The following is a 17751-nucleotide window of genomic DNA, read 5'->3' as shown; positions in this document are numbered from 1 at the left end:
TACAGTATTATTTGTTTTCTACATAACACACTATATCATAAATTGTTGCATCGAAAAACAGGCTTATCTTCCCTCCCGCAAATAAGCTTTGATAGTTTCTCTCAGCTTTTCCAGAGGATAAGGTTTCGCAATCACTTCGTTACACCCTGCTTCAATAGCCTGCTCCCCTTCCGGACAGAATGCATATGCTGTAACCGCAATAATCGGTACCTCTTGCGAAATTGCACGAATTTTAGCTGTCGCCTGAATACCATTCATCACCGGCATTCGGATATCCATCAGAATCAGATCGGGCTTCTCACGCATGAAACTTTTTACTGCTTCCTCTCCATTTGGCACCCAAAGAATTGTATATTCTTTCTTCAAAAAGGCATTAATCTGCAGATAACCAGACTCCACATCTTCCGCTATCAGTATCTTCTTCTGCCGGTTGCTCAGTCCCACAGTGACGGTTGCATTTCCTCTTTCCGCAACCGTTACTTTTTGCTCTTGCTTATTGGGCAGATAAAGAGTGAAAGTACTCCCCTGCTCAAGCTCGGATTCCACTTCGATCCGACCTCCTAACCGTTCCACAATACTTTTACAGATAGGTAAACCCAATCCTGTACCTTGTACAAAATCATTCAACTTCTCAAAACGGGTAAATATCAAAGGGAGCTTCTCTTTAGAAATGCCACAACCGGTATCTGCCACATAAAATTTCACCCATTCTTCCTCTTTTACAAGTCCAAAGGTGATGCTCCCCTCAATCGTATTTTTAATTGCATTCGATAAGAAATTAAACAATACCTGTGTTACACGATTTCTGTCCGTCGAAATCCAGATTTCATCTGATGGACGAATCACATTTAGTTCGACCCCTTTCTTCATTTTAAGACGGTGTACCTTATACACTTCATCTGCCAGCCCGCTTATTTCTGTCAACTGACAGTGCATTTCCGATTTACCAGACTCTATGCGTGACAAATCAAGAATATCATTGATCAGTTGCAGCAATAGATTACTATTCTGCTGGATAATCCCTAAATACTCCTCTTTCTCCTTTTCATCCTCAGTCAGAGCTATTATCTCCGAAAAACCGACAATCGCATTCAAAGGAGTACGTATTTCATGGCTCATATTAGCAAGGAACAGCGATTTCATCCGGTCCGCCTCTTCTGCCCGCCGTTTAGCATCAAGCAATTCTTGCGAGCGACGTATCCGGTCACCTATATCATGAATCAGAGCTAATACCTTATTCCCCTCAAACGGAGCAATACGCGCCTGAAAATAATGTCTGCCGGTTTCTACATCTAAAGGATATTCTATTTCTTTCAGTTTTCCACTTTTCAGACATTCACGTATACTACTGATAAACAATTCGCTGACCTCCGCTGAATAAATAGATCTCCCATCTGCTCCTTTCAAGACTTCTACCGGATGTAAAAGTTCCGTACCGGGTGCCATCAATACATCCGTGATAAAGAAATTATCATCAAAAATAAATATAAACTCAGGGAGTGCCTCAATAATTTTCCGGTTTCGCTCTTCAAGCTGTCTGATCTGCACTTCTTTTTCACAGCGTGAAGTAATATTGGCAGTATATGCTATAATTTTATCAGAACCATTCTCCTTATTCTTCTTATACGCAATGAAATTATCTTCAAGCCAAATTGTTTCTCCATGCTCTCCCAAGCAACGCACTACTATTTGAGAAGTCTTTGTATCCGACTCAAGCATGCGGTTAAAAGCTGTTTGATAAGAAGTAACATCATCCGGATGAGCAAACCGATAAAAGTCATTAATTTCTCTGAAAACAATTCCTGCTTCCTTTAAACCCAAGATACTAAGATATTCATCTGTAAAATTACATTCGCCCGTAGGAATATCGTATTCCCAGAATGCAATCTGATGTCCGGCCAAAACAGAAGTGATCTTCTGGTAATCCTCTTTTAATTTTTCAATATTCTCCATCCCCGAAAATGAATCTTTTGCGTGTCCCATAGCCATAAAATTTGTCTTGCTGTATGCGAGCAAAGATAAAATAATAAAGCATAACTTCTATCTGTTTACTCTGTTTTTTACAGAGAAAGCTCTATCTTTGCCACTCAAAATGAAATAGATAATGAATCAAGACACAATTTGCGCCATAGCAACCGCTCAAGGAGGAGCCATCGGAAGCATTCGTGTTTCCGGTCCTGAAGCAATAACCATCACCAGTCGTATTTTTACTCCGGCTAAACCCGGAAAGCTGCTGAGTGAACAAAAGCCTTATACGCTAACTTTCGGCCGAATTTATAACGGAGAAGAACTGATAGACGAGGTTCTCGTCAGCCTTTTCCGGGCCCCACATTCCTATACGGGGGAAGACAGTACTGAAATCACTTGTCACGGCTCATCCTATATTCTACAGCAAGTAATGCAATTGCTGATAAAAAACGGATGCCGTACTGCACAGCCGGGAGAATACACTCAACGAGCTTTCCTCAATGGTAAGATGGATTTAAGTCAGGCCGAAGCTGTAGCCGACCTAATAGCCTCATCTTCTGCCGCCACCCATCGTCTTGCTCTGAGTCAAATGCGTGGCGGATTTAGCAAGGAATTGGCAATATTGCGCGAGAAACTATTGAACTTCACATCAATGATTGAGCTGGAATTAGATTTCAGTGAAGAAGATGTGGAATTTGCCGACCGATCTGCCTTGCGCCAGTTAGCTGACGGAATTGAGAAGGTGATTGCACGCCTGGTAGACTCGTTCAGTGTTGGAAATGCTATAAAGAATGGTGTTCCGGTAGCTATTATCGGAGAAACCAATGCAGGAAAATCTACCTTACTTAATGTTCTGTTGAACGAAGATAAGGCAATTGTCAGTGACATTCACGGCACAACACGCGATGTCATTGAGGATACTGTAAATATAGCTGGCATCACTTTTCGTTTTATCGATACAGCCGGCATTCGGGAAACTAACGATATGATTGAAAGTCTGGGTATCGAACGAACTTTTCAAAAGCTCGATCAGGCAGAGATTGTACTATGGATAATTGATTCAGCAGACGCAATCTCACAGCTAAAACTACTCTCCGATAAGATTCTTCCTCGTTGTGAACACAAACAGTTGATTTTAGTCTTTAATAAGGTAGAACTGATAAATGAAACTCAGAAAAATGAACTTACCTCACAACTTTCCGAGCATGTCGGTTCGGAAATAGAATCTATTTTTATTTCTGCGAAACAACGTCAGCACACGGATGAACTCCAACAAAAACTTGTAGCAGCTGCCCATTTACCAACAGTCACACAGAATGATGTTATTGTAACGAATGTCCGTCATTACGAAGCGTTGACACGTGCATTGGATGCAATTCACCGGGTACAAGAAGGGTTGGACGCGAATATTTCCGGGGATTTTCTTTCACAAGACATACGTGAATGTATTTTCCATTTATCCGATATAGCAGGGGAAGTAACCAATGATATGGTGCTACAGAATATATTTGCACATTTTTGCATCGGAAAATGATATATCGCAATTAACCGCAACGAATTAGAACCAACTATAATGAAGTCGCTGAAATTCAGCGGCTTTTTTATTTATCCCAAATCCAGTTCATAGCGATTGGATAGTGTTGTTCACCATATTTTTCTACCGTATTTCTACCGCGAAACAAATTGGGGTTTGTCCCCGATGTCACACTGACGCATTTGGCGACATGGGTGAACAATGGTTTACGTAGAGAGACAAAAAGGGAAATTAAATCTTTATGGTTTCATTAAAAATATGGAGAAAACAACATGGAAGTAAAAAGAATTTGTCAATGGTGTGGTAAACCTTTTATAGCTCAGAAAACCACCACTAATTATTGTAGTCCTCAATGTTCTAAACGAGGCTACAAACATCGTATGAAAGAGCGAAGAATGGAGCTCATTCAGAGTCAAGAATTGTTGGAGGTAAAGAAGATGCTGGAAAATCAAGAGTACTTTACCTTTTCACAAGCAGCTAAATTGATGGGAGTTTCTCGTCAGTACATCTACAAATTAGTCAAAGAGAATAAGTTGAGAGCAAGTCGGATTAGTTCACGAATGTCTTTTATTCGAAGAGCTGATATAGAACTTTTGCTTAAATCCAAACCTTATGAACGTGTGATGTCAAAAGTCGAATTTGATATTGCTGAATATTACACTGCTGAAGAAATTGCCAAAAAATACAAGGTCAACACCAAATGGGTATGGACTTATACACGGGAGCATAATGTGCCAAAAGTAAAAATCCGTCAGTTCAACTATTACAGCAAAAAGCATATTGATGCTGCTTTTGCCAAATACAAGACAGATAATGATCTGACCGAATGGTACACTCCCGAAGAGATAGAACAAAAGTATGGGATGAGTCGGGTTGCCATCCGCTCCCATGTCTATCGGAACAACATCCCTTCAAAGAAAGAACATGGTCAGATATTCTATTCCAAACTGCACTTTGATCTGTCGAAGAAAACAACAGAAGATGATTCATCGGAATACTATACCGTACAGGAAGCCATGAAGAAATACAGTCTCACACGGGATTCTGTCTATGGCATTTTGCAGTTTCACGAAATCAAACGTGAGAAGAAAGGTCGTTTCGTGAGATTCCTGAAAGTGGAATTTGATCATGTAATGGGTGTCAGAAAATAAGCCTAAGTCTGAATTTAGGCAGACCAGAAAATGATTCTAAGAATGAGCATTGTCTGTGTCAAGCCATTCCGGACATTTGCAGCAAATCAAGTATAAACTAATAATAATTGTAACCATGTTAGAATGTAAAACAGTAACATTGAGAACACGTCCTTTGAAAAACGGGATGCTTTCTTACTATCTGGATTATTATCCGGGCTATCGTGACCAAGAAACAATGAAGACCATCCGCCACGAAGGATTGAACATTTATATTTATGCCAATCCCAAGAATGAGCGCGAACGTAACTTCAATGCCACTATGTCGGAAAAGGCAGAAGCCATCCGATGCAAACGCTTTGAATCTATCGTAAATGACAGGTATGATTTTTTTGACAGGCACAAACTCAAAGCGGATTTTTTGGAATACTACCGCAAGCAGCTTCGTAAGCATGACCAAAAGTGGGAATTTGTGTACCACCATTTCTACAACTTCGTTCATGGCAAATGTACTTTTGAAGAAATTGATATTGACCTTTGCAATAAGTTTCGTGAGTATCTGCTAAATGCCAAGCAACTCAGGCGTGACGGTCGCATTTCAAAGAACTCTGCTTCCGGCTATTGGTCAACATTCCGGGGACTTTTGAAAATCCTTTATCGCAATCGGCTAATCAAAACCAATATCAATGACTTTTTGGATAAAATCGAAACAGAAGATACTCCAAAAGATTATCTAAGTGTGGAAGAACTATACAAATTGGCAGAAACACCTTGCAAAAAGCCAATTCTGAAAACAGCGGCATTGTTTTCATGTCTGACCAGTCTTAGAATCAGCGACATACTATCGTTGCAATGGCATGAAATCATTGACTTTGCAGCTGGAGGAAAATGTGTCCATACAATTACCCAAAAGACCAAAACAGAGGACATCATTCCAATCAGTGACGAAGCCCTGCAATTAATCGGCTATTCTCCGGAAAAAACCGGATTAGTATTTAAAGGATTGAAACGAAGTTGGACACAGCAACCCATGAAAGAGTGGATTCGCGAAGCCGGTATCACCAAGAATATCACTTTCCACTCCTATCGAAGAACATACGCAACACTTCAAGGAGCAGCTGGCACAGACATACGTACCATTCAAAGTAACATGGCACATAAAAGTATCACCACGACACAACGGTACATGAAAGTTGTGGACAGTAACAAGCGTGAAGCCAGCAACAGAATCTCTTTAATCCGCAAGTAAGAATTAAGGTTCAAATAATCCCATTTTTATAGCTCAGAGTATGATATTTTGCATCAAATCATACTCTGAGCATATTTTTTCCTAAATTCTGAACGATTATCTATTACAAACAGCAACTATTTGGAAATCTGCATATACATTTGTCTTATTGTAAAACTCAAATAGTATCAGTTTATGACGAATAGTATTAAAATCTCTCCTCAAAGAACTAGTTTCATACTTTCAGTAAGTGTCATCCTTTACTGGGCAACAGACTCCTATTTATATCTCAGTTGCCATATCAACCTGATGGAATATTCCACTCCAGTTATTCTATATATTACGGCAATGATACTCGCCTGTGGAGTACTTAAGCATTTCTTCTTCCGATTCATTACAAAGAATGAATTGAGTTTGTCTTTTGGCAAGCAAGCAAAACCTCTTCCTGTTGAACTAACTGAACAAATTAAGGAGATTGAACTGGAGTGTCCAAACGACAAGGACATAAATCCGGTAAATTTAGTTGCGGGAAGTGTTGTAAAACAAGATTATATGGATAATTATGAAGTACGTGTAGCTGAAATTGAACGTAAAAAAGCCGAAAGGCAGGCAGACATTAAGCGTGTCATTCATGAATATACCACATTTGTAATGACGGAATTTCTTTCAAAAGAAGATCTTGAAATTCTACATGAAAACATAGAGTATTTTGCGCACGGACAGTCTGATTTATACAAGCCAATCCGTTCAAAAGTAGATAATTCCCTCCGTTCTATTGACCTGATGCATTTCGTATGGAACATCGGGGAGAGATTGGGCATTTCTCTTATAGATAGAGCAACATTCATACATACTATATTCCCACATGAACTAAAAGATGCTTCGATTAAATATCTATCTAAAAATCTCCGGACATGCGGAGTTTGCAAAATAGCCCTTGATATTCCTAAAACCGGAGATTATCACTTCAAATGTATGAAAGAAGCCCAAGAATAAAAAGCAAATTCAACCGATTAGGGTTATTCAACACAGACTGAAATATTATTGCCTTCTGATAGTTGTCAGCATTACATCATTGTGTTGGTTTGCAGCATGTTTAACAAAAACAATGTTATATATGCAAAAAGACAAACTGACCTTTAATGACCTGCCTGAAGTGGTAGGAGAACTTTGCGAGAGAATCGCAAGTATGGAAACGTTGCTGGCGGAAAAAATTCATCAGCAGCATAACGAAGTAAAAAAGGACACCCATGTTCCAATGACCGTTGATGAAGTCTGCGAGTATTTAGGTATCTCGAAATCATCCTTTTATTACAAAGCCAAGCATGGTGGTATTCCAATCATCAAACAAGGAAAACACTTGTTTGTCTATCGGGATGAATTGGACAAATGGTTGGAAAGCGGAAGAAAAGGAGAAACGCCTATAAGCATAGAGGAAGAACACGCCCGAATGCTTGCAGCTACACGTCACAAAGCCAACCCTAAAGACTGGTAGGCTATGGGAACGCCAACATCCATTGAGAATCTTGCTCAGGTCGCTACAAGATGGCAAGATACCATGCTCAGTTTGGGAAAAGAGTACGAGCAGGAGCCGGAAGTTCTGAAAATAGGCGGAGTACCTATCGGGACATTGGGAAATTTCAGTGCATCCATAGGCAAGGCTAAAAGCAAAAAGACTTTCAATGTGTCAGCTATGGTGGCAGCAGCTTTGTCAGGGAAGGAAGTTCTTAACTACACAACGGACTTCCCTGAAGGAAAGAACCGCATCCTTTACATCGACACAGAACAAAGTCAAAACCATTGTATGATTGTGATGCATCGTATCATGAAACTGGCAGAGTTGCCGGCTAATGAGGATTGCGACCGTTTCTATTTTCTCGCACTACGCAAGTTCAACCCCAAGGAGCGTTTGGCTATCATAGATGATGCAATCAGTCAGATTGAAGGTCTCGGTTTCGTGGTGATTGACGGAATCCGCGACTTGGTCTATGACATTAATTCTCCGAGCGAAGCCACATGCGTAATCTCCAAACTCATGCAGTGGACTGACGAATACCAGATTCATCTTCACACCATCCTTCATCAGAACAAAAGCGATGAAAATGCCCGTGGACACATTGGCACGGAAATCAACAACAAGGCTGAGACTGTCATCCAAATCGAAAAAGACAAGGACGACAACAACATCAGCAAAGTGGAAAGTGTGCATACCCGTTCCAAAGACTTTCTGCCATTTGCCTTCTGCATCAATGACCAATCACTTCCCGAACTTCTGCCAGACTATGTGCCGACAAAAAAGAGCGTAGGTCGTCCCAAACAGGAACCCTTCTCCCCTTATAGGGACATCCACGAAACAATCCATCGCGAGGCTCTCGAACTGGCTTTTGAGGGAAGAGAAACTATTTCGGGATATAAGGCTTTGGAAGAAGAACTGACCACTGCCTACGAACTGGCAGGAACGAAATTTAATCACAACAAGATTGTGAAGATAATTCAGTTTCTCACGAACAAACGGATGGTGGTTCAGGAAAGCCGTGGCATTTATCGGTTCATGCCGGATTACCATTATTGACTCTCCACTTGACTTTATTCTAAAAGTGTCCATTCGTATATAAGTCAAAGTCTAAGTGCAACGACTGGTTTCATGATAATCCACGGAACTGGTCGCTGCCATTGATTGGGCTTGCCCGTTGTACAAACATTATCTTGTACGGGGAGCCTAATACCCCAAGCGACCAATAGGTCGTTTGAGAATGCCAATCTTCCAGCAAGCTGATTGGATGAAAAATAGCGTTATTTAAGCCTTTTATCTTTTCGCCAGCCATCGGTATGCCTTTCTCGACAAAAACGAAATTTGTATACTTAATTGCTCACAGGGCTTGCCCATTATACAAACCTTATTGAGTTAGGGTAACTCAATACCCCAAGCGATTTATCGCTCGTGAGACTTTGCCAATCCTCTGCAAGCTGAATTTGGCATTATTGCGGTTTTGGAGTGTATTTCAGTAGTGCTTTTACGAACTCTTTTATGAACCCTACTGGTTCTTTTATGAACTCTTTTGTGAACTCTATTCTTGCTTTTAAGTGGTATCCTGGAGTAACGTCGGCCACCATAAATGCAGATACTAGATGATGAATACAGAACTATTGTCCGAACACTTGCTAATTTAACGACATGAATCTGCCATATCCCAAAGGCAATTTTGCCAACCTCAAAATGACATTATAATTATTCAATATCTAATGCAGGAAGACTATTATCTTCAAATCTATCAAAGTCAGATTGGAAAAGACGATCTTGAATGATCCTGTACTTTTCAAACTCAGATTCAGCAAACTCTTTGGCATATTCGGCAGAAACTTTTCCGCCATCCTGCAATATCGGGCCATCAAATAAATTAATGAATTTGTCTATTCGCTTTGCCCAATCTTCCATTGTCATAGGTATATGACGCATTGCCATACTTTCCGCCATATCAAGCGATGCATTGACTATCCTACCCATTTCTTCCAATTCTTTTTCTCGCAAATAGTTCTTTGCTACAGACACATCTGTTTTGACAATTTTTCCATTCGGAGCGTTTTCCCAAGTGGTCAATCCCATGTGTTCCTTATTCGCATCGGCTCGTTCGACTATCAACTCCGCAGCAGTATGCCCATGCACAGCATAGTGCATTTTGTTCTGTACCTTCTTGAAGAAAAGACGGGTTGTCGGAGCATCCTTGTTATAGTCTATTGCCGTAGCATAGATATCCGTGAGCTTCTGATAAAAACGACGCTCACTCAGCCTTATCTCCCTTATTTCGGCAAGCAAATGTTCAAAGTAATCTACACCTAAGAAAGCCCCGTTCTCCATTCGCTTATGATCAAGCACATATCCACGGATAGCAAACTGGCGGAGTACAAACGTACACCACTGCCGGAACTGAGTGGCACGAACAGAATTAACTCTATATCCAACACTGATAATGGCATCAAGATTATAGAACATTGTTTGATAATTCTTCCCGTCTGCGGCAGTTGCCGAGTTTTTCTCGGTAACTGAATCTTTGACAAGTTCCCCAGATGCAAATATATTTTTTAAGTGCAGTCCAATATTGTCAGTTGAGCAATCAAAAAGCTGCGCCATCGCCTTTTGTGTTGCCCAAATGGTCTCATTCTTATACATCACTTGAATCCCATCCTCTTGACCTTCAAGCATAAAGATGAGAAATTCTGCTGTACTATTTCTTATTTCTATATTCTTTGCCATAAATTATACAATAATCGATACAAAACTATATCGCCAAGTATGTGCAAATTTTACACATACTGAATCTTGCTGTAGCTCTGACGACTCGAATACATTTTTGAGATGCTTGGAAACGACAGTCATATCCACACCAAAAAGTTGAGCCATCGCCTTTTGGATACACCAAATGGTTTCATCCCTGATGATTACCTGCACCTTACCTTTCTTTTCCGGAAGGTTATATAATATGAATTGAATATCTTGTGACATAAGTATTATTGCCTTTTATAATAATTCGTAGACTTCGTCATATTCCAATGAATTTTGTCGAAGCATACTTAAAATTAAAGACTTCTCAAACCCTTTTAGCTTACCATTTTCAACTATTAAAGCTGCTCGACATTTATCATACACTATATTTGCGGTATATCTTGACAAGCCTAAATTCTGCAATGCTATCACAATTCTATTTCGAGTTCCATATTCAAGTAATACAGCCCAATTATCACCTGCGTTATCTTCTCCCAAAATATGCTTCAATACTAAGAAGTAATGGTTGAAATATTTTTCGAAATGGAATCTAATAACCTTTTCTATATCTCGAATAATCTCACCTATCAAAATATTCACATGCTCTTTCTTTCTTGAGCTAAATATCTCATTAGCACCAGAAGGCAGTCGTATAAATGATTGATTGGACTCTTTATATTTAATAGAGTCTGATATTATTTGATTGAGACTTACTCCATTAATCCATTGATTCATAATAAATGCATAATACTTTAGGCTATTCACATTATTCAATTCCTTAATGTTTGTTTTCTCCCAATTATATAGATGATAAAACCTTTCAAGAATTCTTAGACAATTCTCATAATCCACATTGCCAGATAATGTAATTTGTTTTTTATCAGCGTGTAATTCAAGCAACTGTTTATATACTGTATTTTGAATACTGATGTCGATAGACTCATTTGAGTCTAATAACGAAAATGGCACCTCAATATTAGAATTTTTACTTTTGGCCAATTCTAATATCTGAATCTTATTTCTTTTTATTAGCTCTTCTATAATTGGACTTTGATACCCACTTTTCGGTTCCAAAGTATCGATACAAATGATATTGGCTATATAACGCAAAATTCTTTTTTCTTCCTCTGTTCCTGTCTTTATTTCATTATTCTTAATTTGATTTTCTATTCTTTTCAAATTTTTATTTATCCGGTCGTATACAGTTGGGATAAGCTCAACTTTTTTACTTTTAAAAAATGCGCTTCCTTTCCAATCACATTCATTATGTTTTATACAAAAAACATTTCCTTGTAATTCTCGAGACATACGACCTGCTCTCCCTGCAAGATTCCAAAAATCAATGGATTTGAGTTCTGACCGATGTTTCTTATTATCGAGTATAAATAAATTTTGCGTAGGCATATTTACGCCTTCTAATAATGTAGAGGTGCAAAAAATATATTTTATATCTCCATTCTTGTATAAATCCTCGATTAGATTACGTATCAATTGTGGCATATTGCCAAAATGATACGCTACCCCCTTTTTTATGATACTTGCTAAATAGTAATCAGGATGAATATAATCACCAATAATTTTAGATGCTTTCTTTAATTTATTGTTTGTTCTAGTTGCATCATCTATGGATATTGTATTAGCAAACTGAGTAGCATAAGCAATTGTACGTCTTACACTATTACAATACACCAAATTACTATCTCTCCCATAAGTTACAAGAAAGCCATTTACCGTTCTGGCACTTTCCGGGATTTTAGTGGATATTGGAAGAAACTCATTACCATAAAAATATGAAAATTTCCTCTCACTCAAATCAGAGAAAAAAAGATTCTGAGCAACTGTGGTCTCCTCTGTTTTAAAAGAATTCTGCTCATCTTTTCTGAACAACTTTAACAGAATATCCGGATTAGAGACATTAGGAGATGAAAAATAAAGTTTGGTTGTAGGATATTTTTTTAGTGTCTTCTCTATAGCAATATATGTTGTTATACTCCTAGTATCGTCTTGTGCTATTTTATGTGCCTCATCCACAAATAAAAAACCTATTGAAGGATTTTCGTTTTGAGACAAAAAACTAATCAGCCGTTCTGGAGTTAACACGAGAATTAGATTTGTATTATTTTCAAGAATAAGTTCTGATATATTTGAATTTGTAACAACCTTATATTTATTACGTTCCAGTTGTATACCCAAGTCTTTTTTTATTTCGAGAGTAAACTGGCTGATAAGAGCTCTAGTAGGAACTATTACCGCTAAATTTTCAGGAGGTCTATTGTGTATTATTCTACTTATAAATGCTTTTATAATAAAGGATTTGCCCATAGATGTCGGTCCAGAGAAGCTAAATTCCCTGGATTCACTTAACCCCGAATATAAATCATATTGAGTATCAGTAAAGTATATTCCATCTGAATTTGGAACCTCTTGTAAGGCTTTCTTAGCATCTATTTGTATCATTTTATCTAATGGAAGTACAGCCTCATTACAATCTTCTTTAGTTAAATAATTAACTGCTGGAAAATTACCAAGATTATAATATACAGATTTAGATACCATTCTATAATATGGTTCATTCTTATATGAACTATTTAAGAAAGTTATAATATGGTACGCATAGCTACGAGCTTCAGAAAAAGAGGATGCTGATAATAAATCGGCAAATCTCAATAAATCTTTATACTCTTTTTCTTTATATTGTATTGATTTACATAAATTCAGTATTTGATAATATGAACGTTCCATACATATCACAAAAAGCGATTGAAAATACTCGCTACCCATTATCTCTTGTGCAATCTTATCTGCCAGAATCATAGCTATTATTTTTTCAACCTGTTTATGATTTCTGATCTAGTCTTATCCAAGTCAGAAAATGGTAAAATGTAAAAATAAAAGTTGTAGCCGATAAACTCGTTCTTCTTCAACAGCTCATTAATTGTCGGCACTATTTTATTTATACTAGACTTTACTTTTTCCGATATATTAGTTCTAAATTCAGCATTATTAACACGACGTTCATCATCTGACATTGAAATGTCAAAACCTAGGAAGACTCCAAAAGAATTATCAAGATTTAGATTTTCATCATTCTCACTTGGTATTAAGATTTTCTTTAATATTTCATACGAGTCCTCCGATACTGTCTCTTTTAACAAATTCGTATTTACCAAATGAACTTCATATCTCATTTTGTCGAGGTCGTTGTCTAACATTGTTTTGATAGATTCAAACGCAGAAATAATTCCGCTTTTCAAATCTCCATGTAGTTTCGATTCTCCAAAAACCATTTGATATGATGCATCATCAATCTTTAACAAATGAACGCCATCAGCTCCCTTAACATACTCATTTGAAGCTGTTTTCAATTCTAATTTTGTAAGCAGCTTGGGAGCATGTAAGTGCGACTCTAACAAGCAATACAAAAGAAGTTCTCCTAATTCTCCTGTGTTACTTTTAGCACGTCTTAATTTCTCTCTTGCTTGTGAAGCTAAATTTCCAAACTTCTTTTGTTCTATTAATTCATTACATGTATGCCTAGATAAAGCATACGTTATTAATGCATTTTCTAATTCTTCGCTTAGATTACCATAATTAAACTGATTGTTAGATATTTTCAACATAAAAACATTCAACCTATTACCACCTTCCAATACTTCATTTTCAAAGATTTTGGTAAATAAGTTTAAGAAATCACTCGAAATATCCGTTTTAATCAACATAAGCTTACAATGATTCTAATTTGCGAGAAAATATCTAATATATCCTTAGGCATCTATTTATCAAACTGCTTTGCAATTCTTTTAAATATCAAAGCCTTGTTCATCAACCATTCAAATGCAAAGTTCCATTGGCTTTCATTACTTATATCATAAGAATAAAGAGTAATAATGCGAGTTGCTTTGTCCGCTTCTCTCCATTCTACCTTGCCGCCTACTGACTCTTCTACTTCTTGTGCATACTGCTTGAAGATGGCGAATTTATCTTTGTCGTCAGGTATGTATATTTCAGCACCTAAACGTTTTTTCTGCGTATTTACAGTTAAGCTAACATGGTATGATGAACTTCCGACACTCAAGTCATACCAATGTTGTGGCTGTGCTTTTCTCGCAGAAAATTCCTTGGCAAAGGATTCATTTGATTTAATATACTCTGATAGTTGTTGCCAAAAATTGAGTTGCAGCTGTTTGGTCTCGCTTAAACTAGCGACATTATTCATTTGTTTAGCCCAGTCATTAGGACGTTCTACTACGTTAAATTGGGGAGCAATTGCAGAATCATCAATTTGCCATAATTCAATTTCTACGAGAAAAAAGCCTATTTTAACACCAGTATTTTGATTCAGCCATTCTATTGCTTGACGATGTTCGTCACGCGCGCGTTTTACTATCCACACAATGACTTCCGCACCTTTCCCTGACGCATAAGTGATAAGCTTGCCAAGGTGATCATGGTTGGTGTCTTCAAGCTGATTTTCAATTATAATACGTCTTTCTGTACCCTCCTCAATAGCATATAGATCTACATTGAAACTTCCAACAGAAGACTCACATTCTTCTAAGACGATATCAATTCCAATCGCATCACTTAATTGCTGCAAATTGCATTCTTGGGCAAGCCATTTACTAAAGTCCTTCGTTTCATGCTGCCAAACAGAACGCAGGTCATTAATACGTTTAATCTTTCCGAGTTTCATGATATCTTATTTATTTGCGTTTTCATATGCTGCATTAAATACTCTCTGATTGATGAAATTCATAAAATCAGGGTTGTCGAGATAATTTCTACAGAATTCTGTATTCTCATTAAGCATTCGTGCAATAATCATCATCAATGACATATTACATTGCTGTTGAGCTGTTTCTTTGTCGCTATTTCGAGCGGCATTCACAAATGCTTCATCAGCTTGCAAGCGCACAGGCAACTCCTCAAGTTGTTGCTTCGCTTTTTCCTTATCAAGCCAATTAATACCATTAAACTCATCCAATATCTCGCTCAATCTCGCCATATTGAGTTCTGCTTTACCCTTAAGTGTACCCACAGGAGTTGGCTCAATCTCGGCATCAGAGTTTTCCAGTTCAATTTTTTGCTCCTCACCTTTAACAATTCGGTATTGATCAAAATCAATTGCTTCAATGAGCCCTTCGGTAAAATCCTCGCCTCTCAACACTGGCAACTTGTGTATCAACAATGAGAAATATGTGTTTAATTTTTCCCATTCCACACTTTTAAAAGGCAAAACGGCTGCGAGAAAAGGATATGTACGCAAGAAGGATTTAATGCTACTTTTGCATCTGATTTGAATATTCTCATCAAGCTCTTTGAATCGCTCTACAGAATTGTTGATTATAGGGTCAATCTCCTCACGAGAAGCCCCCGTCCAATATTTTTCATTGAGTATAAATATATCCTCTTCAGAATATATATTAGCGCTTTCAATCTCTTGAATGAGGTCATTCAACCTATTCGGGTCAGTCTCTTTTGACAATATTGTAGTCTTATAGAATCGCTGGAACGAATTTTTAATGCTTTCTGCGTCGTTGGCAAAATCAAGTACAAAAGTATCTCGTTTTTTGGGATGGCAACGATTCAAGCGAGACAAGGTCTGAACGGCCTTTACATCAGTTAGGACTCTATCCACATACATCGTATGAAGCAATGGCTGATCATATCCAGTTTGGAACTTCTCTGCAACAACTAAGATACGATACGGTTCACGCTCCATATTACCCTCAATATCTTTTGACGGAAAACCATTTACGTCAGATTCTGTAACATCTTTGCCACCATAATTCTTGCTACCAGAGAATGCTACAATCGCCTTATAAGGGCTCTTACGTTCTTCAAGCAAGCGACTGATTTCATAGTAAAACTCTATTGCCCGAAGAATACTACTTGTTACCACCATGGCACGAGCTTGTCCACCCATTTTGCCCTTATCAATAATCTGGCTATGGAAATGCTCCACTATAATAGAAGCCTTCTGCTGAATTGTTTCAGGCTGGCTCTCTACGAATGCTCTAAGTTTCTTCTGGGCTTGCTTCTTTTCAAACTCAGGGTCAGACTCTATAGCTTTGACGATCTTATAGTAGCTGTTATATGTTGTATAGTGCTTGAGTACATCCATAATGAAGCCCTCTTCAATTGCTTGCTTCATTGTATACTCGTGGAATGGACGATGTCCGATTTCACCATCAGGCTGCTCAAACGCAGTTCCGAACATCTGAAGCGTTTTATTCTTTGGCGTAGCCGTAAATGCGTAATAGTTCGCATTCTTCACCATCTTACGCCCCTCGATAATAGCATTCAGCTTATCTTCCAAGTCTTCACCATCCTCTCCTACATTACCGCTAAGGGCAATGTTCATTTTCGCAGACATTGAACCATTTTGGCTACTATGTGCTTCGTCTATGATAATGCCAAAACGCTTATGCTTCATCTCCGAACCAATGGTTTCAAGGATGAATGGAAATTTGTGTACTATTGTGATAATTATCTTTTTTCCACTCTCTAAATTCTTACGCAATGTTTCAGCACTATCAGCCCAAGCTACAAGATTAGACAAACGTTTGAATGCAGCGATGTTATCACGAATTTGCTTATCCAAATTTACTCGGTCTGTAACAACAATGACACTATCCATTAAAGGCTCTGTACCATCAAGCAAGCCAACAAGTTGATATGCCAACCAAGTTATTGAATTAGACTTACCCGAACCTGCCGAGTGTTGAATCAAATAACGCTGACCTACACCTTTTGCTCGCGTTTCGGATAATAATTGTCGGACAACCTCTAATTGATGATAACGCGGCCACACAACAGAAATCTTCTCCTTGCCTGTCTTCTCATCTTTCTTTTTTACAACTTGTGCATAATTCTCAAGTATATCCGACAAAGACTCTTTCTTTAATATATCCTCCCAAAGATATGATGTGCGCAGACCATTGGGGTTAACAGGATTACCGGCACCACCATTGGCACCTTTATCGAATGGTAAAAACCAAGAACTTTTACCGCAAAGCCAAGTACACATACGGATATTATCATCATCAACAGCAAAGTGTACGGCACATCTTTTAGGCGCAAGTAGCGGATCACTCGCATCACGGTCAGTTTGATATTGTCTTATGGCGTTCTCAACGGTTTGATTGGTGTAATGGTTTTTCAGTTCCATTGTCATCACTGGCATTCCATTCAACGAAACCATTACATCAATACTATTCGAATTGTCCCTGCTATAGAACAATTGTCTTGTTACACAAAAAATATTTTTTGCATACATTTCCTGAGCTGTAGGATTCAACTCAGACGGCAATGGATAGTACATATCGAAGAGCTCCGATATGTAACGAAATCCTTTTCTCAACACATCAGTAATACCACGAGAAGCAAGTTGTTTATTCAACTCGGCAAAAAACTTGCGTTCTGATACTTCGCTCACAAAACAGGCCGTATTCTCAGCCTTCTTTTTCTGTGTAGAGAGAATAAATCGCTTTACACGTTCAGTATCGAGCGCATAGTCCTTGCTATAATCCTCTGAAATACCCTTTTCATAACCCTGCGAATCGCACAAATAGCTCACAAGGATAGTTTCAAGATTTTTCTCTGATGTATCAGTTACCATAACTTCATC

General features: G+C 38.2%; 12 protein-coding genes and 1 pseudogene. 6 read left to right on the top strand and 7 right to left on the bottom strand.

Translation table 11 applies throughout. The features are described 5' to 3' along the window. Positions 1–63: 63 nt before the first annotated feature. Complete coding sequence (locus tag QK890_RS11560) at positions 64–1983, bottom strand: ATP-binding protein (protein WP_367627344.1); 1920 nt, start codon at positions 1981–1983, stop codon at positions 64–66. Between the two features lie 121 nt (positions 1984–2104). Here QK890_RS11560 and mnmE point away from each other — a divergent pair, with 121 nt between their 5' ends. The 6 genes from mnmE (at position 2105) to QK890_RS11530 (ending at position 8432) form a co-directional block, all read left to right on the top strand. Continuing rightward, positions 2105–3502, top strand: a complete 1398-nt coding sequence (gene mnmE, locus QK890_RS11555) for a tRNA uridine-5-carboxymethylaminomethyl(34) synthesis GTPase MnmE (protein WP_032539937.1) — start codon at positions 2105–2107, stop codon at positions 3500–3502. 272 nt (positions 3503–3774) lie between these two features. After that, positions 3775–4653, top strand: a complete 879-nt coding sequence (locus QK890_RS11550; RefSeq protein WP_129643779.1) for a helix-turn-helix domain-containing protein — start codon at positions 3775–3777, stop codon at positions 4651–4653. A 115-nt stretch (positions 4654–4768) separates the two neighbouring features. Beyond that, positions 4769–5881: a site-specific integrase gene (locus tag QK890_RS11545; RefSeq protein WP_009291767.1), complete on the top strand. Its 1113-nt coding sequence runs from the start codon at positions 4769–4771 to the stop codon at positions 5879–5881. Between the two features lie 174 nt (positions 5882–6055). Further along, the gene (locus tag QK890_RS11540; protein WP_129643782.1) at positions 6056–6856 is read left to right on the top strand and encodes a hypothetical protein; all 801 of its coding nucleotides are present in this window, start codon (positions 6056–6058) and stop codon (positions 6854–6856) included. A 121-nt stretch (positions 6857–6977) separates the two neighbouring features. Next, complete coding sequence (locus QK890_RS11535; RefSeq protein WP_009291765.1) at positions 6978–7355, top strand: helix-turn-helix domain-containing protein; 378 nt, start codon at positions 6978–6980, stop codon at positions 7353–7355. Positions 7356–7358: 3 nt separating this feature from the next. Beyond that, positions 7359–8432, top strand: coding sequence for an AAA family ATPase (locus QK890_RS11530; RefSeq protein WP_009291764.1), 1074 nt, complete (start codon positions 7359–7361; stop codon positions 8430–8432). Positions 8433–9089: 657 nt separating this feature from the next. Here the strand turns inward: QK890_RS11530 and QK890_RS11525 are convergent. The 6 genes and pseudogenes from QK890_RS11525 to QK890_RS11500 all read right to left on the bottom strand — a co-directional run bounded on the left by QK890_RS11525 (position 9090) and on the right by QK890_RS11500 (position 17742). Next, positions 9090–10112 (bottom strand): virulence RhuM family protein, encoded by a 1023-nt coding sequence (locus QK890_RS11525; RefSeq protein ID WP_009291763.1) that lies wholly within the window; start codon positions 10110–10112, stop codon positions 9090–9092. A 36-nt stretch (positions 10113–10148) separates the two neighbouring features. After that, a pseudogene (locus QK890_RS11520) lies at positions 10149–10361 on the bottom strand (hypothetical protein); the annotation flags it as partial. A 15-nt stretch (positions 10362–10376) separates the two neighbouring features. Beyond that, positions 10377–12935, bottom strand: coding sequence for a DEAD/DEAH box helicase (locus tag QK890_RS11515; RefSeq protein WP_129643785.1), 2559 nt, complete (start codon positions 12933–12935; stop codon positions 10377–10379). 5 nt (positions 12936–12940) lie between these two features. Next, positions 12941–13840: a DUF1837 domain-containing protein gene (locus tag QK890_RS11510; RefSeq protein WP_009291760.1), complete on the bottom strand. Its 900-nt coding sequence runs from the start codon at positions 13838–13840 to the stop codon at positions 12941–12943. Between the two features lie 53 nt (positions 13841–13893). Further along, positions 13894–14814: a DUF4268 domain-containing protein gene (locus QK890_RS11505; RefSeq protein WP_009291759.1), complete on the bottom strand. Its 921-nt coding sequence runs from the start codon at positions 14812–14814 to the stop codon at positions 13894–13896. A gap of 6 nt (positions 14815–14820) precedes the next feature. Further along, the gene (locus QK890_RS11500; protein ID WP_009291758.1) at positions 14821–17742 is read right to left on the bottom strand and encodes a type I restriction endonuclease subunit R; all 2922 of its coding nucleotides are present in this window, start codon (positions 17740–17742) and stop codon (positions 14821–14823) included. Between the last annotated feature and the right edge of the window lie 9 nt (positions 17743–17751).

The sequence above is a fragment of the Bacteroides sp. NGMCC 1.200775 genome, from assembly GCF_040798045.1.
Lineage (GTDB): Bacteria > Bacteroidota > Bacteroidia > Bacteroidales > Bacteroidaceae > Bacteroides > Bacteroides hominis.
The sequence above is the reverse complement of the archived record's forward strand: the minus strand, read 5'-3'. Positions and strand labels throughout refer to the sequence as shown.

What these genes read in the sequence shown, in the direction of transcription:
- QK890_RS11535 (WP_009291765.1), top strand. Translation starts at nt 6,978, where the DNA reads ATGCAAAAAGACAAACTGACCTTTAATGACCTGCCTGAAGTGGTAGGA.
- QK890_RS11515 (WP_129643785.1), bottom strand. Translation starts at nt 12,935, where the DNA reads ATGATTCTGGCAGATAAGATTGCACAAGAGATAATGGGTAGCGAGTAT.
- QK890_RS11505 (WP_009291759.1), bottom strand. Translation starts at nt 14,814, where the DNA reads ATGAAACTCGGAAAGATTAAACGTATTAATGACCTGCGTTCTGTTTGG.
- QK890_RS11525 (WP_009291763.1), bottom strand. Translation starts at nt 10,112, where the DNA reads ATGGCAAAGAATATAGAAATAAGAAATAGTACAGCAGAATTTCTCATC.
- QK890_RS11545 (WP_009291767.1), top strand. Translation starts at nt 4,769, where the DNA reads ATGTTAGAATGTAAAACAGTAACATTGAGAACACGTCCTTTGAAAAAC.
- QK890_RS11550 (WP_129643779.1), top strand. Translation starts at nt 3,775, where the DNA reads ATGGAAGTAAAAAGAATTTGTCAATGGTGTGGTAAACCTTTTATAGCT.
- QK890_RS11560 (WP_367627344.1), bottom strand. Translation starts at nt 1,983, where the DNA reads ATGGGACACGCAAAAGATTCATTTTCGGGGATGGAGAATATTGAAAAA.
- QK890_RS11530 (WP_009291764.1), top strand. Translation starts at nt 7,359, where the DNA reads ATGGGAACGCCAACATCCATTGAGAATCTTGCTCAGGTCGCTACAAGA.
- QK890_RS11510 (WP_009291760.1), bottom strand. Translation starts at nt 13,840, where the DNA reads ATGTTGATTAAAACGGATATTTCGAGTGATTTCTTAAACTTATTTACC.
- QK890_RS11540 (WP_129643782.1), top strand. Translation starts at nt 6,056, where the DNA reads ATGACGAATAGTATTAAAATCTCTCCTCAAAGAACTAGTTTCATACTT.
- QK890_RS11500 (WP_009291758.1), bottom strand. Translation starts at nt 17,742, where the DNA reads ATGGTAACTGATACATCAGAGAAAAATCTTGAAACTATCCTTGTGAGC.
- mnmE (WP_032539937.1), top strand. Translation starts at nt 2,105, where the DNA reads ATGAATCAAGACACAATTTGCGCCATAGCAACCGCTCAAGGAGGAGCC.